Origin of the sequence: Bacillus sp. KS1 (genome assembly GCF_020075515.1) — a bacterium.
GTDB lineage: Bacteria > Bacillota > Bacilli > Bacillales > Bacillaceae > Bacillus > Bacillus velezensis.
In genome coordinates, this window is the sequence record NZ_JACAWW010000012.1 from 1 (window position 1) to 21,854 (window position 21,854).

General features: G+C 45.0%; 32 protein-coding genes, 1 rRNA gene and 1 pseudogene. 3 read left to right on the forward strand and 31 right to left on the reverse strand.

Translation table 11 applies throughout. The features are described from left to right. Positions 1 to 171: 171 nt before the first annotated feature. Positions 172 to 1,721 (reverse strand): 16S ribosomal RNA (locus tag HWY38_RS05515). 339 nt (positions 1,722 to 2,060) lie between these two features. Here HWY38_RS05515 and pdaB point away from each other — a divergent pair. After that, the gene (gene pdaB, locus HWY38_RS05520; RefSeq protein ID WP_224181428.1) at positions 2,061 to 2,825 is read left to right on the forward strand and encodes a polysaccharide deacetylase family sporulation protein PdaB; all 765 of its coding nucleotides are present in this window, start codon (positions 2,061 to 2,063) and stop codon (positions 2,823 to 2,825) included. Here pdaB and kbaA read toward each other — a convergent pair whose 3' ends face one another. Next, positions 2,826 to 3,422 carry a KinB-signaling pathway activation protein gene (gene kbaA, locus HWY38_RS05525; protein ID WP_082999147.1) on the reverse strand — a complete coding sequence of 199 codons (597 nt, stop codon included), beginning with the start codon at positions 3,420 to 3,422 and terminating at the stop codon, positions 2,826 to 2,828. Between the two features lie 107 nt (positions 3,423 to 3,529). Between kbaA and gerD the strand changes: the two genes are divergently transcribed. After that, positions 3,530 to 4,087, forward strand: a complete 558-nt coding sequence (gerD, locus tag HWY38_RS05530) for a spore germination lipoprotein GerD (RefSeq protein WP_007615280.1) — start codon at positions 3,530 to 3,532, stop codon at positions 4,085 to 4,087. 32 nt (positions 4,088 to 4,119) lie between these two features. Here gerD and HWY38_RS05535 read toward each other — a convergent pair whose 3' ends face one another. From HWY38_RS05535 to HWY38_RS05545, 3 genes are all read right to left on the reverse strand, one after another. Further along, positions 4,120 to 5,172 (reverse strand): Mrp/NBP35 family ATP-binding protein, encoded by a 1,053-nt coding sequence (locus HWY38_RS05535; RefSeq protein ID WP_224181429.1) that lies wholly within the window; start codon positions 5,170 to 5,172, stop codon positions 4,120 to 4,122. A 79-nt stretch (positions 5,173 to 5,251) separates the two neighbouring features. Further along, positions 5,252 to 5,965 carry an N-acetylmuramoyl-L-alanine amidase CwlD gene (cwlD, locus tag HWY38_RS05540; RefSeq protein WP_007615278.1) on the reverse strand — a complete coding sequence of 238 codons (714 nt, stop codon included), beginning with the start codon at positions 5,963 to 5,965 and terminating at the stop codon, positions 5,252 to 5,254. Between the two features lie 60 nt (positions 5,966 to 6,025). After that, positions 6,026 to 6,469, reverse strand: coding sequence for a DUF2521 family protein (locus tag HWY38_RS05545; protein WP_224181430.1), 444 nt, complete (start codon positions 6,467 to 6,469; stop codon positions 6,026 to 6,028). A 131-nt stretch (positions 6,470 to 6,600) separates the two neighbouring features. Here HWY38_RS05545 and HWY38_RS05550 point away from each other — a divergent pair, with 131 nt between their 5' ends. Further along, positions 6,601 to 7,074 (forward strand): DinB family protein, encoded by a 474-nt coding sequence (locus tag HWY38_RS05550; RefSeq protein WP_224181431.1) that lies wholly within the window; start codon positions 6,601 to 6,603, stop codon positions 7,072 to 7,074. Positions 7,075 to 7,087: 13 nt separating this feature from the next. On the opposite strand, the gene HWY38_RS05555 is transcribed toward HWY38_RS05550, so the two are convergent. From HWY38_RS05555 to rplX, 26 genes and pseudogenes are all read right to left on the reverse strand, one after another. Continuing rightward, positions 7,088 to 7,855, reverse strand: coding sequence for a class I SAM-dependent methyltransferase (locus tag HWY38_RS05555; RefSeq protein WP_101670653.1), 768 nt, complete (start codon positions 7,853 to 7,855; stop codon positions 7,088 to 7,090). Between the two features lie 137 nt (positions 7,856 to 7,992). After that, positions 7,993 to 8,385 carry a 30S ribosomal protein S9 gene (gene rpsI / locus HWY38_RS05560; RefSeq protein ID WP_003225846.1) on the reverse strand — a complete coding sequence of 131 codons (393 nt, stop codon included), beginning with the start codon at positions 8,383 to 8,385 and terminating at the stop codon, positions 7,993 to 7,995. Between the two features lie 20 nt (positions 8,386 to 8,405). Beyond that, positions 8,406 to 8,843 carry a 50S ribosomal protein L13 gene (gene rplM / locus HWY38_RS05565; RefSeq protein WP_003225844.1) on the reverse strand — a complete coding sequence of 146 codons (438 nt, stop codon included), beginning with the start codon at positions 8,841 to 8,843 and terminating at the stop codon, positions 8,406 to 8,408. A gap of 159 nt (positions 8,844 to 9,002) precedes the next feature. Next, complete coding sequence (truA, locus tag HWY38_RS05570) at positions 9,003 to 9,746, reverse strand: tRNA pseudouridine(38-40) synthase TruA (RefSeq protein ID WP_224181432.1); 744 nt, start codon at positions 9,744 to 9,746, stop codon at positions 9,003 to 9,005. Positions 9,747 to 9,758: 12 nt separating this feature from the next. Beyond that, positions 9,759 to 10,556, reverse strand: a complete 798-nt coding sequence (locus HWY38_RS05575) for an energy-coupling factor transporter transmembrane component T family protein (protein ID WP_007410412.1) — start codon at positions 10,554 to 10,556, stop codon at positions 9,759 to 9,761. Then, positions 10,553 to 11,422 carry an energy-coupling factor ABC transporter ATP-binding protein gene (locus HWY38_RS05580; RefSeq protein ID WP_224181433.1) on the reverse strand — a complete coding sequence of 290 codons (870 nt, stop codon included), beginning with the start codon at positions 11,420 to 11,422 and terminating at the stop codon, positions 10,553 to 10,555. The genes HWY38_RS05575 and HWY38_RS05580 overlap by 4 nt, the downstream gene beginning before the upstream one ends. Next, positions 11,398 to 12,243, reverse strand: coding sequence for an energy-coupling factor ABC transporter ATP-binding protein (locus HWY38_RS05585; protein WP_007615256.1), 846 nt, complete (start codon positions 12,241 to 12,243; stop codon positions 11,398 to 11,400). The genes HWY38_RS05580 and HWY38_RS05585 overlap by 25 nt, the downstream gene beginning before the upstream one ends. 131 nt (positions 12,244 to 12,374) lie before the next feature. Continuing rightward, positions 12,375 to 12,737: a 50S ribosomal protein L17 gene (gene rplQ / locus HWY38_RS05590; RefSeq protein WP_003156550.1), complete on the reverse strand. Its 363-nt coding sequence runs from the start codon at positions 12,735 to 12,737 to the stop codon at positions 12,375 to 12,377. A gap of 77 nt (positions 12,738 to 12,814) precedes the next feature. Beyond that, complete coding sequence (locus HWY38_RS05595; protein WP_003156549.1) at positions 12,815 to 13,759, reverse strand: DNA-directed RNA polymerase subunit alpha; 945 nt, start codon at positions 13,757 to 13,759, stop codon at positions 12,815 to 12,817. 176 nt (positions 13,760 to 13,935) lie between these two features. Next, positions 13,936 to 14,331, reverse strand: coding sequence for a 30S ribosomal protein S11 (rpsK, locus tag HWY38_RS05600; RefSeq protein WP_003156547.1), 396 nt, complete (start codon positions 14,329 to 14,331; stop codon positions 13,936 to 13,938). Between the two features lie 20 nt (positions 14,332 to 14,351). Further along, positions 14,352 to 14,717, reverse strand: a complete 366-nt coding sequence (gene rpsM, locus HWY38_RS05605) for a 30S ribosomal protein S13 (RefSeq protein ID WP_003156545.1) — start codon at positions 14,715 to 14,717, stop codon at positions 14,352 to 14,354. 22 nt (positions 14,718 to 14,739) lie between these two features. Then, the gene (gene rpmJ, locus HWY38_RS05610; RefSeq protein ID WP_003156543.1) at positions 14,740 to 14,853 is read right to left on the reverse strand and encodes a 50S ribosomal protein L36; all 114 of its coding nucleotides are present in this window, start codon (positions 14,851 to 14,853) and stop codon (positions 14,740 to 14,742) included. Positions 14,854 to 14,886: 33 nt separating this feature from the next. Continuing rightward, positions 14,887 to 15,105, reverse strand: coding sequence for a translation initiation factor IF-1 (gene infA / locus HWY38_RS05615; RefSeq protein ID WP_003156508.1), 219 nt, complete (start codon positions 15,103 to 15,105; stop codon positions 14,887 to 14,889). Beyond that, positions 15,083 to 15,365 (reverse strand): annotated as a pseudogene (locus tag HWY38_RS05620) (RNA-binding protein). The gene infA and the pseudogene HWY38_RS05620 overlap by 23 nt, the downstream one beginning before the upstream one ends. Before the next feature lie 64 nt (positions 15,366 to 15,429). Then, a complete protein-coding gene (gene map / locus HWY38_RS05625; protein WP_007410408.1) occupies positions 15,430 to 16,176 on the reverse strand; it encodes a type I methionyl aminopeptidase in 747 nt (248 codons plus the stop codon). Continuing rightward, entirely contained in the window at positions 16,173 to 16,826 is a 654-nt protein-coding gene (locus HWY38_RS05630) for an adenylate kinase (protein ID WP_007410407.1), read from the reverse strand. The genes map and HWY38_RS05630 overlap by 4 nt, the downstream gene beginning before the upstream one ends. 51 nt (positions 16,827 to 16,877) lie before the next feature. Further along, a complete protein-coding gene (gene secY, locus HWY38_RS05635) occupies positions 16,878 to 18,173 on the reverse strand; it encodes a preprotein translocase subunit SecY (protein WP_007615246.1) in 1,296 nt (431 codons plus the stop codon). A gap of 1 nt (position 18,174) precedes the next feature. Then, the gene (rplO, locus tag HWY38_RS05640; protein WP_007410405.1) at positions 18,175 to 18,615 is read right to left on the reverse strand and encodes a 50S ribosomal protein L15; all 441 of its coding nucleotides are present in this window, start codon (positions 18,613 to 18,615) and stop codon (positions 18,175 to 18,177) included. Positions 18,616 to 18,645: 30 nt separating this feature from the next. After that, positions 18,646 to 18,825: a 50S ribosomal protein L30 gene (gene rpmD, locus HWY38_RS05645; RefSeq protein WP_003156497.1), complete on the reverse strand. Its 180-nt coding sequence runs from the start codon at positions 18,823 to 18,825 to the stop codon at positions 18,646 to 18,648. 13 nt (positions 18,826 to 18,838) lie between these two features. Continuing rightward, entirely contained in the window at positions 18,839 to 19,339 is a 501-nt protein-coding gene (gene rpsE / locus HWY38_RS05650) for a 30S ribosomal protein S5 (RefSeq protein WP_003156493.1), read from the reverse strand. A gap of 24 nt (positions 19,340 to 19,363) precedes the next feature. Then, positions 19,364 to 19,726: a 50S ribosomal protein L18 gene (gene rplR, locus HWY38_RS05655; RefSeq protein WP_003156492.1), complete on the reverse strand. Its 363-nt coding sequence runs from the start codon at positions 19,724 to 19,726 to the stop codon at positions 19,364 to 19,366. Positions 19,727 to 19,760: 34 nt separating this feature from the next. Continuing rightward, positions 19,761 to 20,300 carry a 50S ribosomal protein L6 gene (gene rplF, locus HWY38_RS05660; RefSeq protein WP_003156490.1) on the reverse strand — a complete coding sequence of 180 codons (540 nt, stop codon included), beginning with the start codon at positions 20,298 to 20,300 and terminating at the stop codon, positions 19,761 to 19,763. Positions 20,301 to 20,330: 30 nt separating this feature from the next. Further along, a complete protein-coding gene (rpsH, locus tag HWY38_RS05665) occupies positions 20,331 to 20,729 on the reverse strand; it encodes a 30S ribosomal protein S8 (RefSeq protein WP_003156489.1) in 399 nt (132 codons plus the stop codon). A 31-nt stretch (positions 20,730 to 20,760) separates the two neighbouring features. Beyond that, a complete protein-coding gene (gene rpsN / locus HWY38_RS05670) occupies positions 20,761 to 20,946 on the reverse strand; it encodes a 30S ribosomal protein S14 (RefSeq protein WP_003156488.1) in 186 nt (61 codons plus the stop codon). Between the two features lie 22 nt (positions 20,947 to 20,968). Beyond that, on the reverse strand, positions 20,969 to 21,508 hold the full coding sequence (rplE, locus tag HWY38_RS05675; protein WP_003156487.1) for a 50S ribosomal protein L5: 540 nt from the start codon (positions 21,506 to 21,508) through the stop codon (positions 20,969 to 20,971). A 26-nt stretch (positions 21,509 to 21,534) separates the two neighbouring features. Then, a complete protein-coding gene (gene rplX, locus HWY38_RS05680) occupies positions 21,535 to 21,846 on the reverse strand; it encodes a 50S ribosomal protein L24 (RefSeq protein ID WP_003156486.1) in 312 nt (103 codons plus the stop codon). Between the last annotated feature and the right edge of the window lie 8 nt (positions 21,847 to 21,854).

The following is a 21,854-nucleotide window of genomic DNA, read 5'->3' on the forward strand; positions in this document are numbered from 1 at the left end:
AAAAGAATCACTACGTGATATCTTGCATTACTAATTGAATGTGAATTACTTCTGTTATCTAGTTTTCAAAGAACAACATCTCGAAGAATCGAATGATCCTTCAAAACTAAACAAGACAGGGAACGTTCTGTTTATAAGACCCAAGGTCTTATATTCCGTTAAAATCCTTAGAAAGGAGGTGATCCAGCCGCACCTTCCGATACGGCTACCTTGTTACGACTTCACCCCAATCATCTGTCCCACCTTCGGCGGCTGGCTCCATAAAGGTTACCTCACCGACTTCGGGTGTTACAAACTCTCGTGGTGTGACGGGCGGTGTGTACAAGGCCCGGGAACGTATTCACCGCGGCATGCTGATCCGCGATTACTAGCGATTCCAGCTTCACGCAGTCGAGTTGCAGACTGCGATCCGAACTGAGAACAGATTTGTGGGATTGGCTTAACCTCGCGGTTTCGCTGCCCTTTGTTCTGTCCATTGTAGCACGTGTGTAGCCCAGGTCATAAGGGGCATGATGATTTGACGTCATCCCCACCTTCCTCCGGTTTGTCACCGGCAGTCACCTTAGAGTGCCCAACTGAATGCTGGCAACTAAGATCAAGGGTTGCGCTCGTTGCGGGACTTAACCCAACATCTCACGACACGAGCTGACGACAACCATGCACCACCTGTCACTCTGCCCCCGAAGGGGACGTCCTATCTCTAGGATTGTCAGAGGATGTCAAGACCTGGTAAGGTTCTTCGCGTTGCTTCGAATTAAACCACATGCTCCACCGCTTGTGCGGGCCCCCGTCAATTCCTTTGAGTTTCAGTCTTGCGACCGTACTCCCCAGGCGGAGTGCTTAATGCGTTAGCTGCAGCACTAAGGGGCGGAAACCCCCTAACACTTAGCACTCATCGTTTACGGCGTGGACTACCAGGGTATCTAATCCTGTTCGCTCCCCACGCTTTCGCTCCTCAGCGTCAGTTACAGACCAGAGAGTCGCCTTCGCCACTGGTGTTCCTCCACATCTCTACGCATTTCACCGCTACACGTGGAATTCCACTCTCCTCTTCTGCACTCAAGTTCCCCAGTTTCCAATGACCCTCCCCGGTTGAGCCGGGGGCTTTCACATCAGACTTAAGAAACCGCCTGCGAGCCCTTTACGCCCAATAATTCCGGACAACGCTTGCCACCTACGTATTACCGCGGCTGCTGGCACGTAGTTAGCCGTGGCTTTCTGGTTAGGTACCGTCAAGGTGCCGCCCTATTTGAACGGCACTTGTTCTTCCCTAACAACAGAGCTTTACGATCCGAAAACCTTCATCACTCACGCGGCGTTGCTCCGTCAGACTTTCGTCCATTGCGGAAGATTCCCTACTGCTGCCTCCCGTAGGAGTCTGGGCCGTGTCTCAGTCCCAGTGTGGCCGATCACCCTCTCAGGTCGGCTACGCATCGTCGCCTTGGTGAGCCGTTACCTCACCAACTAGCTAATGCGCCGCGGGTCCATCTGTAAGTGGTAGCCGAAGCCACCTTTTATGTCTGAACCATGCGGTTCAGACAACCATCCGGTATTAGCCCCGGTTTCCCGGAGTTATCCCAGTCTTACAGGCAGGTTACCCACGTGTTACTCACCCGTCCGCCGCTAACATCAGGGAGCAAGCTCCCATCTGTCCGCTCGACTTGCATGTATTAGGCACGCCGCCAGCGTTCGTCCTGAGCCAGGATCAAACTCTCCGATAAAGTAGTTTGACTGACTACGCACATCGCTGTGCGATTTATTTAAAACTTCGAATTAACAGGTGCGTTTTGTCTTGTTTAGTTTTCAAAGATCATTACCGCTTGTTGAAGCAACTTTATTATCTTACCACTCAGCTTCTTTTATGTCAACAACTTTTTTTAAGTTGTTTCCGAAGCTTTTTGTTGTTGTCTGCTGTTCATCAGCGACGTTTAATAATATACCATGCATTCTTTAAATTTAGCAAGTGTTTTTTTCATTTTTTTAAAACGTATTTCGTTATATTCATCTCCGCCGCAGCATACGATGTAATCAAGCATGGACAAGATAAGGAGGCGTCATCAGTGAATCACTTCTACGTGTGGCACATCAGAAGGATAAAACAGCTGCTTATTATTATCATTGCCGCATTTGCAGCAGCCAGCTTTTTTTATATACAGAGAGCCGTCCCCCTTCCTGTATTTTTAACTGATAGCGGCCCGAAGGCTATTTCAAAAGGGGAGACGAAAGCGGGCGAAGTCGCATTAACATTCGATATCAGCTGGGGCGACGAAAAAGCAGTTCCTATTCTGAACGCGCTAAAAGCAAACGGTATTAAAAACGCTACTTTTTTTCTGTCAGCTTCTTGGGCGGAACGGCACCCGGACACAGTTGAACGTATGGTAAAAGACGGACATCAAATCGGCAGCATGGGATATGCGTATAAGAATTATACCAACCTAGAGGACAATGAGATAAAAAAAGATATCCTCCGGGCTCAGACCGCATTTAAAAAGCTGGGTGTAAAGAATGTTCATTTACTCCGCCCGCCGACCGGACAATTTAATAAAAAGGTTCTTACCATTGCACAGCAGTACCACTATTCAGTGGTTCATTACAGCGTTAACTCGCAGGATTGGACAAATCCCGGTCCTGATAAAATCATTAAAAATGTAAACAGTCATATAAAAGGCGGCGACATTGTCCTGCTGCACGCCTCTGATTCAGCAACACAGACTGAAGAAGCGCTCCCCGCCATCATTCACAATTTAAAGCAAAAAGGACTGAAAAACGTGACCGTCGGCGACCTGATCGCAAATACTGACGTCAAGTCATCAGAAGTGAAATAACTACCTCTGGGCAAACTTCGGCAGCATTAACAGCTGAAACGCATTGCAGCCCATCAGCGGAATCAGCATCAAATAAAGCCAGTCCTCATTATTCACTCGTAGCGCAGGAACCCATTCAAGCGCTGTAATAACGACCATTAAAAATAATGATGAAACGAACGTATTTTTTGAGGACTGCTTTTGTTTTATATATGCCGTCAACAGGCCGACGGCAAGCAGAGCCAGCGGCAGCCAGACAAACCCCGAAATCGAGTCATCCCGCTCTCCGAAAAACAAAAATCTGACGTACATTAAATCAAAAGCGACAAACAGAATGATAAACAGCTGAAGCAGATTCCAAAGCGAGCTTGATCTGAGAATTTCAAGGGCAAACCGGTGCACCGTCAGAAAAACGAAGAATCCCATCTGGCTGATCACACTGAAAATCATGCCTACCCCGATAAACCAGATCAGAACGGAGAAAATCTGACCGGCTTCAAAATTCAGAAAGAACCCCTTGTACTCTCCCCACTTCAGAGCAAATCCCACGACGCTTGTAATAAGAGCGCCCACAGCTAAAATCGAAAAGAAAAATCGAACAAGCCCGCGGCTTTTCATCTCTTATTCATCCTCCTGACAATCGCGTTCAGCGATATTTTGTTATGTATAAATCCATTCCAATGAATCATATTAAAAATAAGTACAAGTAAGGAAGGAGCTTATGCATGTCAAAAGCCAAAACGCTATTGATAAGCTGTTTTGTTGTATTATCTGTAACAGCTTGTGCTCCAAAAGACCAAGCAGCGGATATGGATTATGACCAGACTAAAAAAATGGTTGTTGATATATTAAAGACAGATGATGGAAAAAAAGCAATTAAGGAAATATTAAATGATGATGCGATGAATGAGGCATTGGTGATTGATCAAAATGCCATTAAGGGCACAATAGAGAAAACCCTCACCTCTAAAAAAGGGGCGGAGTTCTGGAAAACCATCTTTGAAGACTCAAAGTTCGCCGAGAGCTTTGCAAAAACTCTTCAGCCCGAGCACGAAAAAATCATAAAAAAACTGATGAAAGACCCTGATTATCAGAAAAGTTTTATGCAGATCATGCAGGACCCCGGCATGGATAAAAAATACTATGAGCTGGTGAAAAGCCAAAAGTTCCGCAGTTACTTAGAGGATGTAATTACAGAGACACTTTCCAGCCCGCTTTTCAAAAAGCAATTCGAGGATGAATTGAAAAAAGCGGCTTCAAGCTCTGAAAAAGAAAGCCAATAAAAGGCCGGGCCGTGTTGATCCCGGCCCCTTTTTTATTCAGCTGTTTTTTCAATGACATTCTGGGCGATCCCCATATAAATTTCCCCGATCGGATGACTTCTGTCATAGACAGAAGGCGCAAATTGATCCTTGTCCCAATCAGGCTGTTTTAAAGGAATTCTGCCGAGCAGCGGCACCTGCAATTCCTCTGCAAGCTTATCTCCCCCGCCTTGACCGAACACATATTCTCTCTCGCCGGTTTTTGCACTTTCATAGTAAGCCATATTTTCAATGACCCCTACAACTTCATGATCGGTCTTAATCGCCATAGAACCCGCTCTCGCCGCTACAAATGCGGCTGTAGGGTGCGGCGTTGATACGATAATCTCTTTGCAGCTCGGAAGCATCGTGTGTACATCGAGCGCCACATCACCCGTGCCGGGCGGCAGATCAAGGACGATATAGTCAACCTCTCCCCAGTCAACTTCATGGAAGAAGTTATTCAGCATCTTGCCCAGCATCGGCCCTCTCCACACAACCGGAGCGTTTTCTTCGACGAAAAAGCCCATCGACATAACCTTTACTCCAAATCTTTCGACAGGAAGCAGTTTTTCTCCTTCTACTGTCGGGCGAACTGTAATACCCATCATGTCCGGCACGCTGAATCCGTATATATCCGCGTCGATCAAGCCGACTTTTTTTCCGAGCCGTGCAAGAGAAATGGCCAGATTGACGGAAACCGTTGATTTGCCGACACCGCCTTTTCCGCTTGCCACCGCAAGAAAGACCGGCGGGTGTTTCCTATTCAGCAGGGTGTCGCTTTCAGCAGCCGGCCGGCTGAATTTCGCCAATGTTTCTTCTGGCAGCTCTTCAAACCGCAGTCCCACAGTTTCTGCACCCGCTTCTTTCAAAACGGATACGATTTCCTGCTGAATGCCCATCTGTTCAGCCGTCCCCGTTTTTGCCAATGCAATTTTTACACTGACATGCCGTTTTTCCGGCTTGATCTTTACTTCTTTAATGGCATCCAATTCTCCCAGCGGTCTATGAAGAAAAGGTTCGCGCATGTTTCCGACTATATTTCTTACTTCATCTTCTCTTATCATCGAACCCTCACCCTTTGTGTATTCGTTTACAAATGGTATTATACCATATATTAAACATAGAATCGGCGAAAAACCCTCCTTACTCGGGAGGGTCTCCTTTCTCTGTAAAGTATCTCAATACGCCCTTATACACGGAAGAAGCGATTTTGTCCTGATATTTGGGCTGGCCGAGCCTTTTCGCTTCCGCGGGATTGGACAGAAATCCGATTTCCACCAGCGCGCCCGGTTTGGTTACATTCTGCATTAAGTAAATGCCGTGTATCCGTTTCGCCTTTCTCGTTGTATTCTCCAAATTGATTCTCAATTCGTCCTGTATATATTTTGCCACTTTTTCATTTTCTTCGTATTTTCCATAGTAGAAGCTTTGGGCGCCGCTCCATCTCGGTGACGGTATGGCGTTCAGATGAATACTGATATAAAGCTCCGCCTCTGAACGGTTGATGATTTCCACGCGCTTTCTCAGATCTTCCGCTTTGCGTCTGCTGTAGCCTTTCGTCCCTTCAGGAGCTAAATCAGTATCCGTCTCCCGCGTCATAATGACCAAAGCTCCCTGCTCCTGCAAATAGTCTCTGACCCTGGAGGCCACTTCGAGAGTAATGTCCTTTTCAAGGTGACTGCCTCCCGTGGCGCCTCCGTCCGGCCCGCCGTGTCCCGGATCGAGATAGATGATTTTCCCGCTCAGGGGCAGACTCCACGGCCGCCAGGAATCATCATTTTGGAATTGAAACCGGAATAAACATAATAATATGATAAAGCCAAGTAAAAAACCGAGCCATTTCAGCTTTTTTGTCATACCTTTCCCTCCCGCTTGTCCCCGTTATTAATAAGTATGGGACAAGGGAAGAAATTATGATTATCTCATGCGGAGCTTACATTGTTTTTCTCTTTGCAGAAATCCTTCCGTCCACCAGCTGTTGATAAACCGGCAGGACGCTTCATAGATTTCTTTTTGTTTAACGGAAGAATATTGCTCATGCGTCCAATTGCAAAGATATTCAAAAAAATCGATCGTCAGTTCTTCCTCTTCCTCAGCCGAACGGGCGTTTGCCCTCTGCAAAGACTCACCATAATAGCCAAAGACGCCGAACCGGCCGCCTAATAAATACGCTTCAATTGCAAAATCTATGCATCCTTCACTCAGAATGCCGTTTTCGTCTTGAAGAAAGGGAAATAAAGGGGTAAGACATGCTTTTACGGACTGAATGATCTGCGTCAGTGACAGCTCCTTTAGTAAACTCTTCTCAAGCTCAAAATCCTTCTGCCGTTTCACGTCTGAAAAAGATAATACTTCTGCCATTGCCAGCCACGCTCCTTTTTACTGTTATTTTGAAAGGAAAAGGGAAAAAGCATGCTTTGTTGATAGTGGAAATCCTCCCAAATGAAGGAGTTTTATGTTAACTGGAAAGAATAAAGAGCTGAGGTGACGTGATGAAGAAGCTGTTTCAATACAATTGGACGGTGCGTGACGAGTGGTTTATGATATGTGAAAAGCTGAGCCGGGAAGAACTGACGAAAACCCGGACGGGCGGAATGGAGAGCATCTTGCGGACTTTATTTCATATCATTGATGTCGAGATCAGCTGGGTTCGTGCCATTTTAGGTAAAGATGATGTTTTACCCGCTGAGTCTGACTATACGAGCATTCAGGATCTCAGAAAGCTGTCTGAACAGTATCGGGAGGATGTCATTCATGCGGTCTCCCTCAAAGGGCCGGATCTTGTTAAGCCGGACTGGATGGACCAAACCTTTCCTAAAGAAGATATTCTCCGCCACATCCTTGCACATGAGATTCACCATATGGGACAACTGTCGGTTTGGGCCAGAGAAATTGGAATAGAACCGGTTTCGGCTAATGTGATCAGCCGTCCGCAGGAAAAAGCCGCAAAAAAACAGCACCTCTGACGGGATGCCGTTTTTATATTTTAATGCTTCTTGTTACGGAGTATGTATTAATGTATTCATCCAGCACGAGGCCGCCTTTGTCCTCGTAAAAACCGGCAACCATGAAGCCTGCGTCAATCTGACCTTTAATTTGATCCTCCAGCGTATGACCGAATTCAAGCGCTTCATGATTATCAATAAGTTCCTTTATCTTTTTCTTACTCAGATCTTTTTCATCCGAAAACGGAATGGAATACTTTACTTTTAGTACGCCTTCCTGCTCTAAATCCATATCAAATAAGAACACGACGGGATTTACAAAACCAGAGACTAAAGATCCGCCCTTTTTCAATACACGATGAGCTTCTTTCCATACCGGAAGAACCGTATCAACAAAGCAATTCGATACCGGGTGCACGATAAAATCAAATGACTCATCATCAAAACAGCTCAGATCATTCATGCTGCCTTTGACAGTCCGAAGCGTAAGATCGTCCCGCTCAGCAACCATTCTGTCTTGCGCAAGCTGTTTTTCCGAATTGTCAAAGATGGTCACGTCCGCTCCTGCAGCAGCAAGGACCGGCCCTTGCTGTCCTCCTCCTGAAGCGAGACAAAGAACCTTCAGACCGTCTATGGGCGGAAACCAATCCGCCGGCACATCTTTTCCGGGGGTCATTCTGATGCTCCAATTGCCTTTTTTCGCTTCACCAATCGTATGAGAATCAACCGCAACCGTCCATTCATTGCCTGTTTCGACTTTTTTATCCCATGCCTTGCTGTTATGTATGACTAACTTATTCATTATAACTGCGCTCCTTATTGGTAATGAATAGAGTATAACAAACAATTCTAGAAAAACATCGGATAACCTCTTGAATATGAGAAAAAAATACAAAAAAACCACAACCAAGAAGTTGTGGTTTTTGCCATCCAAAACGATTAACGTTTTGAGAACTGAGGTGCACGACGAGCGCCTTTAAGACCGTATTTTTTACGTTCTTTCATACGAGCGTCACGAGTCAGAAGACCAGCACGTTTAAGTGTTGCACGGTATTCTGGATCTGCTTCAAGCAAAGCACGAGCGATACCATGACGGATTGCTCCAGCTTGACCAGATAAGCCGCCTCCATGTACGTTTACTAAAACATCATAAGTACCAGCTGTTTCAGTTAAAGTTAATGGTTGTTTGATATCTTCGATTAGGGCTGGAGATGGAATGTGCTCGCTGATTTCACGATTATTAACGACGATACGACCTTCTCCTGGAACTAAGCGCACACGCGCTACAGAACTTTTACGACGGCCAGTACCGTAATATTGAACCTGTGCCAAATTGGTAACCTCCTTTTTAATTAACCGCGAAGTTCGTAAACTTCAGGTTTTTGTGCTTCATGTGGATGCTCAGAACCACGGTATACGTTCAATTTCTTGAACATTTGACGACCTAGAGAACCTTTTGGAAGCATGCCTTTGATAGCAAGCTCAAGCATTTTCTCAGGGTAGTTTGTACGCATTTCAAGAGCAGTTCTTGATTTTAATCCGCCTGGATGTTGAGTGTGACGGTAGTAGATTTTGTCAGTTAACTTTTTACCAGTTAACTCGATTTTTTCAGCGTTGATGATGATCACATGATCTCCAGTATCAACGTGCGGTGTGTAAGTCGGTTTGTGTTTCCCGCGAAGGATAGATGCAACTTCTGTAGAAAGACGTCCTAAAGTCTTGCCTGCTGCATCAACAACTAACCACTTGCGTTCAATAGTACTTGCGTTAGCCATAGGTGTTGTACGCATTGAATTTCCCTCCTAAATGATCTGTCATTTTCAATAATCTTCGATTACGTTCTATTTCACAACACAATAAGTTCCGGGGCTTATCGTGGGGTTGAAATACATACCATATGATATCTTATAACTTTATGCAGACTCTGTCAAGAAAATGTTACACCTGGTTTAGTTGTCATAGCAAACGCTCCATAAATACAGCCCGTGCCCCGGTGCGGTGCGCCCCGCGGCTTCGCGATCTTTCGCTTCGAGCATTGCTTTTACATCATCGGGAGAAAATTTTCCAGCTCCTGTATCCAATAACGTTCCGGCAATGATTCTGACCATATTATAGAGAAAACCGTTACCGGTGATCCGCATCCGCAGGCCGTCTCCGGTCTCAGTCCAATCCAGCTCGTAAATCGTTCTGACCTTATCCTGAACCGCGGTATCAGCCGCGCAAAAGCTTGTGAAATCATGTGTCCCGATGAGGTGCCTTGAGGCTTCCCTCATTTTCTGCACATTAAGCTGATATGCAAAATGGTAAGCGTAATGTCGTTTAAATACGTCCGGGTGTTTCTCCGTATATACAATGTAGCGATATTCCTTTTGGACTGCGCTAAATCGTGCATGGAACCCATCATCCGCAATCTCTGCTGTTTTGACGGCAATATCATCAGGCAGCAGAGCATTGAGCGCAAACGGCCATTTCTCAGCCGGGATGGACAGCGGCGTATCAAAATGAATGACCTGCCCGGCAGCATGCACATCGCTGTCCGTGCGGCCGGATGAGTACACAGGCACTCTGCCGTCCGTTTTATGGATGACGGCCAGCGCTTTTTCCAATTCACTTTGAACGGTCCGCTTTCCAGGCTGAACCTGATATCCGTTAAATAAATGCCCGTCATAAGCAATGGTACATTTCACTCTCATTCAGCAGCACCTCTAACTTCTTAAGAAAAACAATAACACGGCTAATACCATGATGAGCAGAATAGCTCCGGTATCCTTTCCGGTCCAGACAAGCTTTCTGTATTTCGTTCTCCCCTCACCGCCCTGGTAGCCTCTCGCCTCCATGGCGACCGCGAGCTCTTCCGCGCGTTTAAAGGCGCTGACAAACAGCGGGACAAGCAGCGGAACAACCGCTTTGATTCTGTCTTTCACCGGGCCGCTTGTAAAGTCCGCACCCCTCGCCATTTGCGCCTTCATGATTTTATCTGTCTCTTCCATCAATGTCGGGATAAATCTCAATGATATCGACATCATCAATGCGAGTTCGTGTACGGGCAGCTTCACCTTTTTAAAAGGATTCAGCAGCTGCTCCATTCCATCCGTTATTTCAATCGGCGTTGTTGTCAGCGTCAGCAGCGTCGTCATAAAGATAAGGTAAACGAAACGGAGGGAGATAAAAATCCCCTGTATAAGTCCGCCCTCATATACTTTAAACCAGCCAAGCTGAAAAATGACAGATCCTTCATGCGTCATGAAAATGTGTAATAAAAAGGTAAACGCCACAATCCAGATAATCGGCTTAAGCCCCTTCAGCAAAAAGCTGAACGGCACGCGCGTTAAGGCAATCACCCCGAATGTAAACAAACCGAGCAAAGCGTACGTCTGTACGTTGTTTGCCAAAAAAACAATACATACAAAAAGAAAGATGCTGACAAGTTTTGTTCGCGGGTCCAATCGGTGAATAAGCGATGATCCGGGAACATACTTTCCGATAATCATGCTGTCCATCATTGGTCCTTTTCCTCCTGAAAGAAAGCCTTAATTTCATTGGCGGCATCCTGCAGGGTCAGCATGGGTTTCTCATATTTGACTCCGAGAGCCGCCTCAAGCCGTCTCTGAAACTTTACCGATTCAGGAAGATCCAGGCCCATTTCGGCCATCTCTTCGCCTTTTACAAACAAGTCACGCGGACTCCCCGTCGCTTTAATGGTTCCTTTGTGCATGACGATCATTTCGTCAGCATAGCGGGCGGCGTCCTCCATGCTGTGGGTGACGAGAACGGTAGTCAGGTTTCCCCGCTGATGAAGCGCATAGAACATGTCCATAATGTCCTGGCGCCCTCTCGGATCAAGACCGGCCGTCGGTTCATCCAAAACCAGCACTTCCGGCTCCATCGCGAGAACGCCGGCAATCGCCACTCTGCGCATCTGGCCGCCGCTGAGCTCAAATGGTGAACGATCCAAAATGTCTTCCGGAAGGCCTACAAGCCCCAGCATTTCTTTTGCTTTCCGTTCAGCGTCTTCTTTTTTTACACCGAAATTCATCGGTCCGAATGCGATGTCCTTCAGCACAGTCTCTTCAAACAGCTGATGTTCGGGAAATTGGAAAACGATTCCGACTTTTTTTCGCAAAGTCTTAAGGTCTTTATTCTTTTTACCGGCTGCCAGAATCGTGCTCCCGAGTTCAAGCTGCCCTTTAGTCGGTTTCAGCAAACCGTTTAAATGCTGCAGGAGCGTCGATTTGCCCGACCCTGTATGCCCGATGACGGCAACGTAGCTGCCCTCTTTTATTACGGCATTGATATCATACAGAGCAAGCCGTTCAAACGGTGTTTTCATTTGATAGCGGTGTTCTACATCTTTGATTTTAATGTCCACAGCTCATTCACCAGCCCTTCCTGAGTCAGATGGTTTTTCGTTAACGCCAGTCCGCTTTCTTTCAAAAGCAGGCTGAGCTGGAATGAGAAAGGCAAATCAAGACCGATGCGAACCAAGTCTTCGTTTAATTTAAAAATCTCTTCAGGCGTGCCCTCTGCATATTTCCTGCCGCCGTTCATCACAATGATCCTGTCCGCCCTTGCGGCTTCTTCCAGGTCATGAGTTATCGAAATGACGGTGGCCATGCCCTGATCTTTTAAGCGTCTGACAGTATCAAGGACTTCTTCTCTCCCAATCGGGTCAAGCATGGATGTCGCTTCATCCAAAATCATAATATCAGGACGCGCGGCAATAATTCCCGCGATCGCCACTCTTTGTTTTTGACCTCCGGAGAGATGGTGCGGCTCTTGATCAAGAAAATCCTGCATATTGACTTGTGTGACAGCCCAATCTACTCTCTCAATCATTTCTTCGCGCGGAACACCATTGTTTTCTAAACCAAAAGCCACATCATCGCGAACAGTCGTTCCGACAAATTGGTTATCGGGATTCTGAAAGACCATCCCTATTTTTTTTCGCACATCCCACACGGTATCCTCAGTCAGCTTGATGCCGCCGACTTCAATTTCTCCGGCCTCGGGCAAAATCAGCCCGTTCAGCGCTCTGGCCAAAGTCGACTTCCCTGAACCGTTGTGGCCTACGATAGCAAGCCATTCTCCTTCGTATACCTCCAGACTCACACCGTCCAGCGCCGGTCTTTCCGCATCTTTGCGGTATCGGAATAGAATGTCTTTTACGGATATAAGCTGTTTTTGATCCACGGGCGCCTGGCCTCCTCTCAGCTATAGCTCTGCTTGTCTGTCTCATGATAAAAAGTTCTGATATCTAAAAAAAGGGCATAGATCCAGTTAGAAACTGTCCCGCCCTTCTTTAGATACACAAAAATATGTGATTAAACCAATTCTATGATTGCCATTGGTGCACCGTCACCACGGCGAGGACCAAGCTTCATAATACGTGTGTATCCGCCTTGGCGCTCCTCGTAACGAGTTGCAATGTCAGAGAACAATTTTTGAAGTGCATCTTGGTTATTTTCTTCATTAGCAACCTCGTTGCGAATGTATGCAGCAGCTTGACGACGAGCATGCAAGTCACCGCGCTTACCAAGAGTGATCATCTTTTCAACAACAGAGCGAAGTTCTTTCGCACGTGTTTCAGTTGTTTCAATTCTTTCGTTGATGATCAAATCTGTTGTAAGATCACGAAGCATAGCTTTACGCTGTGAACTCGTACGTCCTAGTTTTCTGTATGACATGTGATGTCCCCTCCTTTAATGGAATGCTGTTTCTAAATAAAAAACACACGAAAATCCTAGTTCACATGGAAACTAGATCAATCGTCTTTGCGAAGGCCGAGTCCAAGTTCTTCTAGTTTCGCTTTCACTTCTTCAAGTGATTTGCGTCCCAGGTTGCGAACTTTCATCATATCTTCTTCCGTCTTGTTCGCAAGTTCTTGAACCGTGTTAATGCCCGCACGCTTCAAGCAGTTGTAAGAACGGACAGAAAGGTCAAGTTCCTCAATCGTCATTTCAAGAACTTTTTCTTTTTGATCCTCTTCTTTTTCAACCATGATTTCAGCATGCTGAGCTTCGTCAGTTAAACCGACGAATATATTAAGGTGTTCAGTTAAAATCTTTGAACCGAGAGCAATTGCTTCCTTCGGTCCAGTGCTTCCGTCAGTCCAAACATCAAGTGTAAGTTTGTCATAGTTTGCAACCTGGCCTACACGAGTGTTTTCTACCTGATAAGATAAACGAGAAACTGGCGTAAAGATTGAATCGATCGGAATCACGCCGATTGGCTGATCGTCTCTTTTGTTCGAATCAGCAGGTGTATACCCACGTCCTCTTTGTGCAGTAAGGCGAACTCGGAAACTCGCATTCTCACCAAGAGTCGCGATATGAAGATCCGGATTAAGGATTTCAACATCGCTGTCGTGTGTAATATCAGCTGCTGTGACAGTTCCTTCGCCCTGTACATCAATTTCAAGCGTCTTCTCTTCATCAGAGTAGATTTTCAATGCAAGCTTTTTAATGTGCAAGATTATCGTTGTAACATCTTCCACAACGCCTTCGATTGTCGAGAATTCGTGCAGTACACCATCTATCTGGATCGATGTTACAGCGGCACCAGGGAGTGAGGATAAGAGGATACGACGTAAGGAGTTACCCAGAGTTGTACCATATCCACGCTCAAGCGGCTCTACGACAAACTTACCAAATTTGGCATCGTCGCTGATTTCAACCGTTTCGATTTTTGGTTTTTCAATCTCGATCATTACTTAAAACCCTCCTTCAAAACGTCGAAACCTCGAATAGAATCATATGAGATTCCATCCGAAATTCCCCATTGTTTAGTCCCGTATGTGCTCAGGCAACGAGTCGGTGCATTCGTTTCATAAATAACTGTATCATAACCCATTATTGACAGGGACACAAAATCTATACAAACAAATTACACGCGGCGACGTTTTGGTGGACGGCATCCATTATGAGGAACAGGAGTTACGTCTCTGATAGCTGTAACTTCAAGCCCGGCAGCTTGTAAAGCACGGATTGCAGCTTCACGGCCAGAACCTGGTCCTTTAACAGTTACTTCAAGAGTTTTAAGTCCGTGTTCGATTGAACCTTTAGCAGCTGTTTCAGCAGCCATTTGCGCAGCAAAAGGAGTAGATTTACGAGAACCTCTGAATCCTAGAGCTCCGGCACTTGACCAAGAAATAGCATTACCATGAGTATCAGTGATCGTAACGATCGTGTTGTTGAAAGTTGAACGAATATGAGCGATTCCTGACTCAATATTCTTTTTCACGCGACGTTTACGCGTGTTTTGTTTACGAGCAGCAGCCATTGTTTAGGTACCTCCCTTACTTATTTTTTCTTGTTAGCTACAGTACGACGCGGACCTTTACGAGTACGCGCATTGTTTTTAGAGTTTTGTCCGCGAACAGGCAAACCTCTGCGATGGCGGATTCCGCGGTAGCTTCCGATTTCGATCAGACGCTTGATGTTAAGAGAAACTTCACGGCGAAGGTCACCTTCTACTTTCAGTTTGTCAATAACATCACGGATTTTACCAAGTTCTTCTTCAGTAAGATCACGCACACGAGTATCTTCAGAAACACCAGCCTCTTTCAAGACTTGCTGAGCCGTTGTGCGGCCAATTCCGAAGACATATGTTAAAGAAATAACAACACGTTTGTCACGTGGGATATCTACACCAGCAATACGAGCCATTCTCTGGGCACCTCCTTATTAATTATCCTTGTTTTTGTTTATGCTTTGGATTTTCACAGATCACCATTACTTTTCCTTTTCTGCGAATAACTTTACATTTTTCGCAGATTGGTTTAACTGATGGTCTCACTTTCATGTGTTTCCAACCTCCTTCAGTTTCCGGAGTGCTTTATTTGTAACGGTACGTAATCCTGCCACGAGTTAAGTCATATGGAGATAATTCTACCGTAACTTTGTCTCCAGGTAAAATGCGAATGAAGTGCATGCGGATTTTACCAGATACGTGAGCCAAAACCGTATGGCCATTTTCGAGTTCAACTTTGAACATCGCGTTTGGCAGTGTTTCGACAATCGTACCTTCCACTTCAATTACATCGTCTTTCGCCATTCAAGTGTTCTCCCTTCTTCAAATCAGTAACTTGCTCTCTGACAAATTTCAAAAGAGAAAATCTCAGTTATCCGTTTGTCACACGCCCTGTTTCGTTTATACTGTTCTGAACTTCCGGAGATACGCAATCATAAAGGGTGAATGATTGATATTCTTTTTCTAAGGAGAATGAAATGTACGCTTTTCTCCGTCTGCTTTAGTACACGATGATGAATCTTCATTCCGATGACAGCAGCTAGCCGGTTTTTCTTCCGACCAATTGTAAACCTACAATCTGCCCAGGTGCGGAATGAAAAACATGTGTCAAGGAATTCATTTCATCATCTAGACTTTTGTCAGTATATCAAAACCCGTTTCCGTAATCGCAATCGTATGTTCAAAATGAGCACACTTTTTCCCATCTACCGTTACAACCGTCCAGTTATCAGCCAATGTTTTCACATATCGGCTGCCAGCGTTAACCATCGGTTCTATAGCGAGAACCATACCAGGCTTCAGCCTAGGTCCTTTGTTTGGCGGACCGTAATGAGGAATTTGCGGATCCTCATGCAAGTCTTGACCAACACCATGTCCGACATACTCCCTAACAACTGAAAACTGCTCATTTTCGACATACGTTTGTATTGCGTGGGAAATATTCGACAAACGTTCACCTGGTTTTGCTTCCTTCAAGCCTTTATATAAAGACTCCTCTGTTACTTCCAGCAGTCGTTTATCATCATCACTGATGTTTCCTACCGGATATGTCCAAGCAGAGTCACCATGATAACCATTTAATTTAGCACCGATATCAATGCTGATAATGTCACCGTCACGCAAAACCCTTTTACCGGGAATTCCGTGAACGAGTTCTTCATTAACTGATACACAGATGCTCCCGCGAAACCCATTATACCCCTTAAAAGATGGGATTGCACCCTGCTTCTCAATAAAACGTTCGGCAATTTGATCCAATTCTTTTGTCGAGATTCCTGGTTTAATGTGCTTTTTCATCTCTTCATGAGTCAAAGCCACGATTCGCCCTGCTTCCCGCATGATGCCAAGCTCACGAGGGGTCTTACAGATAATCATTTGCTCAATCCTCCAAGAAGCTCTTTCACATCTTTGTACACGTCGTTAATGTCCTGCTGGCCATTGACGTTGACAAGATACCCTTTCTCAGAATAAAAATCGAGTAAAGGCTGAGTCTGCTTCATGTTGACCTCAAGGCGTTTTGAGACGGTTTCCTCATTATCATCTGCCCGTTGATAAAGGTCTCCTCCGTCTTTATCACAAACACCCGGCGTTTTCGGCGGATTGAAAACCAAATGATAGGTTGTGCCGCAAACACTGCAAATTCTGCGTCCAGTCAAACGTTCCATTAAAGAGTCTTTGTCTACTTTAATGTTAATGACATAATCAATCGGCTTGCCGTATTCCTCAAGAATGTTTTCAAGAGCTTCAGCCTGAGCGACTGTTCGCGGAAATCCGTCCAGAAGAAAACCTCTTTCACAATCATCTTTGCCGAGTCTTTCTTTGACAATGCCGATTGTGACTTCGTCCGGTACGAGCTCGCCTTTATCAATATAAGACTTTGCTTCGAGTCCGAGTGGCGTTTCTTCTTTCATAGCAGCACGGAACATATCTCCCGTTGAGATATGAGGTATCCCATAATCCTCAACAATTCGTTCTCCCTGTGTGCCTTTACCGGCTCCAGGAAGTCCCATTAAGACTAAGTTCATTCGGATTTCCCCCGTCCTCTCTTATTTAGAGGAATGGTTAAAACCAGTCCTCTAATTTTTCATAAATCCTCGGTAATTACGTTTCACTAACTGGCTCTCCAGCTGCTTCATTGTCTCCAAGGCTACCCCGACGACAATTAACAATGATGTTCCGCCAATCTGTGCACTTTGAGGCAATCCAGCGAATTGAATGAAAAAGATAGGAAGAATGGAAATCACGGCTAAGAATATAGAACCCACAAACGTAAGTCGATACAAAATGCTCGTAATTCTATCTTGAGTCATTTTCCCTGGACGAACCCCCGGGATATAGCCACCCTGTTTTTTAAGGTTATCAGCCATTTGTTCAGGGTTTACCTGCACAAAAGCATAGAAGTACGTAAAGGCGATAATTAATGCGACATAAACCGCCATGCCCACCGGATGTGTATTGTCAAAGTTGGCTTGAATCCACTTTGTCACATTGTTTTCTCCGAAAAATGACGCGATAGTACGCGGCGTAATAAGAAACGCAACCGCAAAGATTACCGGAATAACCCCTGCCGGATTCACTTTAAGCGGAAGGTGAGTTGACTGGCCTCCGCCAACAGGTGAACGACCTTGCCCTTTTGCATATTGAATCGCGATTTTGCGTACGGCCTGCTGAATGAAAATAACACCAACAATAACGGCCAAAATCGCAATCACCAGTAAAGCGATTTTTACAATATGAATAAACAGCTGATCGCTGCTGCCGACAAATTGAGTCTCATAAATCTGCCCAACAGTTTTCGGAATACTAGCCACAATCCCCGCGAAGATGATGATCGAAATTCCGTTACCTACTCCATTGGAAGTAATTTGTTCTCCCAGCCACATTAGAAAAGCAGTTCCTCCAGTGAGTACTAAAGCAATAATCAGATATGTCGATATGCCGGATTTTTCAATCAGCATACCGTTTGCCAGGTTGTTAAACCCGTAAGACATACCTAATGCCTGGATAAAACCAAGCACAATCGTAAAATATCTCGTGAACTGAGCTAATTTACGGCGGCCGACTTCACCTTGCTTAGACCACTCGGTAAACTTCGGCACAACATCCATCTGAAGCAGCTGAATGATGATTGAAGCAGTGATGTAAGGCGTAATTCCCATCGCGAAAATGGAGAACTGATAAAGCGCACCGCCGCCAAATGTATTAAGGAGATCAAAAACCCCCATCGAACTTTGTGTCTGCAACGCCTGAGCATTTACATATGGCACAGGGATAAACGCACCTATGCGAAAGACGATAAGCATGAGTAATGTAAAAATGATTTTATTCCGAATATCACTCACACGCATAAAGTTGGAGATTGTCTTAAACAAGTTAGATCACCTCAGCTGTACCGCCAGCAGCTTCAACAGCTTCTTTCGCAGAAGCAGAGAATTTATTGGCTTTTACAGTTAATTTTTTCTCTAATTTACCGTTGCCAAGAATCTTTACTCCTGCATTAAGTTTGCTAATAACACCAGTCTCAAGAAGAAGTTCAGGAGTGACTTCCGTTCCTTCCGCAAAACCGTTCAATTTGTCTACGTTCACAATAGCGTAATCCTTACGGTTGATGTTTGTAAAACCGCGTTTAGGAAGACGTTGGAATAAAGGCATTTGTCCCCCCTCGAATCCAGGGCGTACACCGCCGCCAGAACGAGCGTTTTGACCTTTGTGACCTTTACCAGCTGTTTTACCGTTACCAGAACCAATACCACGACCTACGCGATTGCGTACTTTACGTGAACCTTCTGAAGGCTTTAATTCATGAAGTTTCATTAGGACACCTCCTTAGCCTATAATTTATTTTTATTGTTCTTTAACAGAAACTAGATGAGATACTTTATTAATCATACCGCGGATCGCAGCGTTATCTTCATGAACGACAGTTTGGTTTGTTTTCTTTAAACCAAGTGTTCTTACAGTAACGCGCTGATCTTCCGGGCGACCGATTACACTGCGTTTGAGGGTAATTTCTAATTTAGCCATTAATGTTCCCTCCTTATCCTAACAGTTCTTCTACAGATTTTCCACGAAGCTTCGCAACCTCTTCGGCACGTTTAAGCTCACTTAAACCTTGAAGTGTTGCACGGATCATGTTGATCGGTGTGTTAGAACCTAAAGACTTAGAAAGGATATCAGCAACGCCAGCAAGCTCAAGTACCGCACGTACAGGGCCTCCAGCGATAACTCCAGTACCTTCAGAAGCAGGTTTCAACAAGATATTGCCTGCACCGAAACGTCCGATGATTTCGTGTGGAATCGTAGTTCCAACCATTGGTACTTCAATCAAATTCTTTTTCGCATCTTCAACAGCTTTGCGGATTGCTTCAGGTACTTCTTGTGCTTTACCAGTACCGAAACCTACGTGACCGTTTTTGTCACCGACAACGACTAGAGCTGCGAAACGGAAACGACGACCACCTTTAACAACTTTCGCTACGCGGTTAACCGTAACTAAGCGTTCTTCTAACTCTAATTTGCTTGGGTCAATACGACGCATAATCATGTGTCCCTCCTTTTTTTATTAAAATTTCAGTCCGGCTTCACGAGCTGCATCGGCCAGAGCTTTTACACGTCCATGGTATAAGTATCCACCGCGGTCAAATACTACGTCAGAAACACCTTTCTCAGAAGCGCGTTTCGCAACGAGTTCACCGACTTTAGCAGCAGCAGCGCTGTCACCAGTGCTTTCCACGTTCAAATCTTTATCGAGAGTAGAGGCACTAGCAAGTGTAACGCCATTTACATCATCGATGATTTGAGCATAAATGTGTTTGTTTGAACGGAACACATTCAGACGAGGTCTTTCAGCTGTGCCTGAAAGTTTAGCACGAACACGGGCATGTCTTTTTTGACGAGCAGCATTTTTGCTAGTTTTCGTAATCATCCTTAGGTCACTCCTTTCTTCACTTTAAGCGGTCTTACTTAGCAGATTTACCTTCTTTACGGCGAACAACTTCACCTTCGTAGCGGATTCCTTTACCTTTGTAAGGCTCTGGAGAACGTACAGCGCGGATGTTAGCAGCGATAGCTCCTACACGCTCTTTGTCTGTACCTTTTACAACTACTTTAGTTTGAGAAGGAACTTCGATTTCGATGCCCTCTTCAGGAACGATCTCAACAGGGTGAGAGTATCCAACGTTTAAAACAAGTTTGTTTCCGGATTTAGCCGCACGATAACCGACACCGACTAATTCCAAACCTCTTTCAAATCCTTTAGATACGCCTTCAACCATGTTTCCAAGCAGACTGCGAGTCGTACCATGCAGCGCACGGTGCTCTTTGTGATCAGAAGGACGAGTAACTGTAAGCACGTTGTCCTCAATTTTGATTTCCATATCAGGATGGAAAGTACGAGTTAATTCTCCTTTTGGTCCTTTTACAGCTACAGTGTTGCCTTCGTTCAGCGTTACTGTAACTCCAGAAGGGATCTCAAGCAGTTTTTTTCCTACACGAGACATACTAAAACACCTCCATTCTTGTTAAACTTCTTACCAAACGTATGCTAGAACTTCTCCACCAGCTTGTTTTGCACGGGCTTCTTTGTCCGTTAAAACACCTTGTGATGTAGAAATAATCGCGATTCCAAGACCGTTAAGTACGCGAGGTACTTCATTTGATTTAGCGTATACACGCAAACCTGGTTTGCTGATTCTTTTAAGACCAGTGATAACGCGCTCGTTGTTTTGTCCGTATTTCAAGAAAACGCGGATGATACCTTGTTTGCTGTCTTCTACGAACTCAACGTCACGAATGAAACCTTCACGCTTTAAAATGTCAGCAATTTCTCTTTTCAATTTAGAAGCAGGAATTTCAAGCTTCTCATGACGTACCATGTTTGCATTGCGAATACGAGTCAGCATATCTGCAATTGGATCTGTCATAACCATTATATAATTACCTCCTTCCCATTCTTGGGGATTACCAGCTGGCTTTTTTCACGCCAGGAATTTGTCCTTTATATGCAAGCTCACGGAAACAAATACGGCAAAGTTTAAATTTACGAATGACTGAGTGCGGACGTCCGCAGCGTTCACAGCGAGTGTACTCTTGCACTTTAAACTTTGGTGTACGTTGTTGTTTCGCAATCATTGACTTTTTAGCCACGATTTCGCCTCCCTTTCATTGATTATTTCTGGAACGGCATACCTACTTGAGTTAATAGCTCACGAGCCTCTTCGTCAGAGTTAGCAGTCGTTACAATAACGATGTCCATTCCGCGAACCTTTGTTACTTTATCGTAGTCAATTTCAGGGAAGATTAACTGTTCTTTGATACCAAGAGTGTAGTTTCCGCGACCGTCGAAAGATTTCTTAGAAATCCCGCGGAAGTCACGTACACGCGGTAAAGATACAGAAATAAGTTTATCAAGGAAATCATACATGCGCTCTCCGCGAAGAGTTACTTTCGCACCGATAGGCATTCCCTCACGAAGACGGAATCCAGCAATTGATTTCTTCGCACGAGTAACGACAGGTTTTTGACCTGCGATAAACGTTAATTCTTCAACAGCACTGTCGATTGCTTTCGCGTTTTGAACAGCATCACCAACACCCATGTTGATTACGATTTTTTCGATTTTTGGCACCTGCATAACAGAGTCGTAGTTGAACTTCGTCATTAAAGCAGGTGAAATTTCTTTATTGTACTTTTCTTTAAGGCGGTTCATGAGATAGACCTCCCTTCCTTTAAATACTATTTATCTAAGACTTGCCCAGATTTTTTTGCAACACGAACTTTTTTGCCATCTTCCACTTTGTATCCTACGCGAGTCACTTCACCTGTTTTAGGATCGAGCGGCATAACGTTTGATACATGAATTGGCGCCTCTTGATTAGAAATACCGCCTTGAGGGTTTGCTTGAGTTGGTTTAGAGTGCTTCTTCACCATGTTTACGCCCTCAACTAGAACGCGGTCCTTTTTAGGGAAAGCAGCAAGGATCGTACCTTGTTTGCCTTTATCTTTACCAGAGATAACCATTACTTTATCGCCTTTTTTCACATGCATCCTGATCG

Bases quoted from the DNA above. Each gene is read 5' to 3' on its own strand.
- kbaA (WP_082999147.1), bottom strand. From the start codon at position 3,422: ATGAAAAGCCGCGGGCTTGTTCGATTTTTCTTTTCGATTTTAGCTGTG.
- gerD (WP_007615280.1), top strand. From the start codon at position 3,530: ATGTCAAAAGCCAAAACGCTATTGATAAGCTGTTTTGTTGTATTATCT.
- HWY38_RS05535 (WP_224181429.1), bottom strand. From the start codon at position 5,172: ATGATAAGAGAAGATGAAGTAAGAAATATAGTCGGAAACATGCGCGAA.
- cwlD (WP_007615278.1), bottom strand. From the start codon at position 5,965: ATGACAAAAAAGCTGAAATGGCTCGGTTTTTTACTTGGCTTTATCATA.
- HWY38_RS05545 (WP_224181430.1), bottom strand. From the start codon at position 6,469: ATGGCAGAAGTATTATCTTTTTCAGACGTGAAACGGCAGAAGGATTTT.
- HWY38_RS05550 (WP_224181431.1), top strand. From the start codon at position 6,601: ATGAAGAAGCTGTTTCAATACAATTGGACGGTGCGTGACGAGTGGTTT.
- HWY38_RS05555 (WP_101670653.1), bottom strand. From the start codon at position 7,855: ATGAATAAGTTAGTCATACATAACAGCAAGGCATGGGATAAAAAAGTC.
- rplM (WP_003225844.1), bottom strand. From the start codon at position 8,843: ATGCGTACAACACCTATGGCTAACGCAAGTACTATTGAACGCAAGTGG.
- truA (WP_224181432.1), bottom strand. From the start codon at position 9,746: ATGAGAGTGAAATGTACCATTGCTTATGACGGGCATTTATTTAACGGA.
- HWY38_RS05575 (WP_007410412.1), bottom strand. From the start codon at position 10,556: ATGATGGACAGCATGATTATCGGAAAGTATGTTCCCGGATCATCGCTT.
- rplQ (WP_003156550.1), bottom strand. From the start codon at position 12,737: ATGTCATACAGAAAACTAGGACGTACGAGTTCACAGCGTAAAGCTATG.
- HWY38_RS05595 (WP_003156549.1), bottom strand. From the start codon at position 13,759: ATGATCGAGATTGAAAAACCAAAAATCGAAACGGTTGAAATCAGCGAC.
- rpsK (WP_003156547.1), bottom strand. From the start codon at position 14,331: ATGGCTGCTGCTCGTAAACAAAACACGCGTAAACGTCGCGTGAAAAAG.
- rpsM (WP_003156545.1), bottom strand. From the start codon at position 14,717: ATGGCTCGTATTGCTGGTGTAGATATCCCACGTGACAAACGTGTTGTT.
- rpmJ (WP_003156543.1), bottom strand. From the start codon at position 14,853: ATGAAAGTGAGACCATCAGTTAAACCAATCTGCGAAAAATGTAAAGTT.
- infA (WP_003156508.1), bottom strand. From the start codon at position 15,105: ATGGCGAAAGACGATGTAATTGAAGTGGAAGGTACGATTGTCGAAACA.
- map (WP_007410408.1), bottom strand. From the start codon at position 16,176: ATGATTATCTGTAAGACCCCTCGTGAGCTTGGCATCATGCGGGAAGCA.
- HWY38_RS05630 (WP_007410407.1), bottom strand. From the start codon at position 16,826: ATGAACTTAGTCTTAATGGGACTTCCTGGAGCCGGTAAAGGCACACAG.
- rplO (WP_007410405.1), bottom strand. From the start codon at position 18,615: ATGAAACTTCATGAATTAAAGCCTTCAGAAGGTTCACGTAAAGTACGC.
- rpmD (WP_003156497.1), bottom strand. From the start codon at position 18,825: ATGGCTAAATTAGAAATTACCCTCAAACGCAGTGTAATCGGTCGCCCG.
- rpsE (WP_003156493.1), bottom strand. From the start codon at position 19,339: ATGCGTCGTATTGACCCAAGCAAATTAGAGTTAGAAGAACGCTTAGTT.
- rplR (WP_003156492.1), bottom strand. From the start codon at position 19,726: ATGATTACGAAAACTAGCAAAAATGCTGCTCGTCAAAAAAGACATGCC.
- rplF (WP_003156490.1), bottom strand. From the start codon at position 20,300: ATGTCTCGTGTAGGAAAAAAACTGCTTGAGATCCCTTCTGGAGTTACA.
- rpsH (WP_003156489.1), bottom strand. From the start codon at position 20,729: ATGGTTATGACAGATCCAATTGCAGATATGCTGACTCGTATTCGCAAT.
- rplE (WP_003156487.1), bottom strand. From the start codon at position 21,508: ATGAACCGCCTTAAAGAAAAGTACAATAAAGAAATTTCACCTGCTTTA.
- rplX (WP_003156486.1), bottom strand. From the start codon at position 21,846: ATGCATGTGAAAAAAGGCGATAAAGTAATGGTTATCTCTGGTAAAGAT.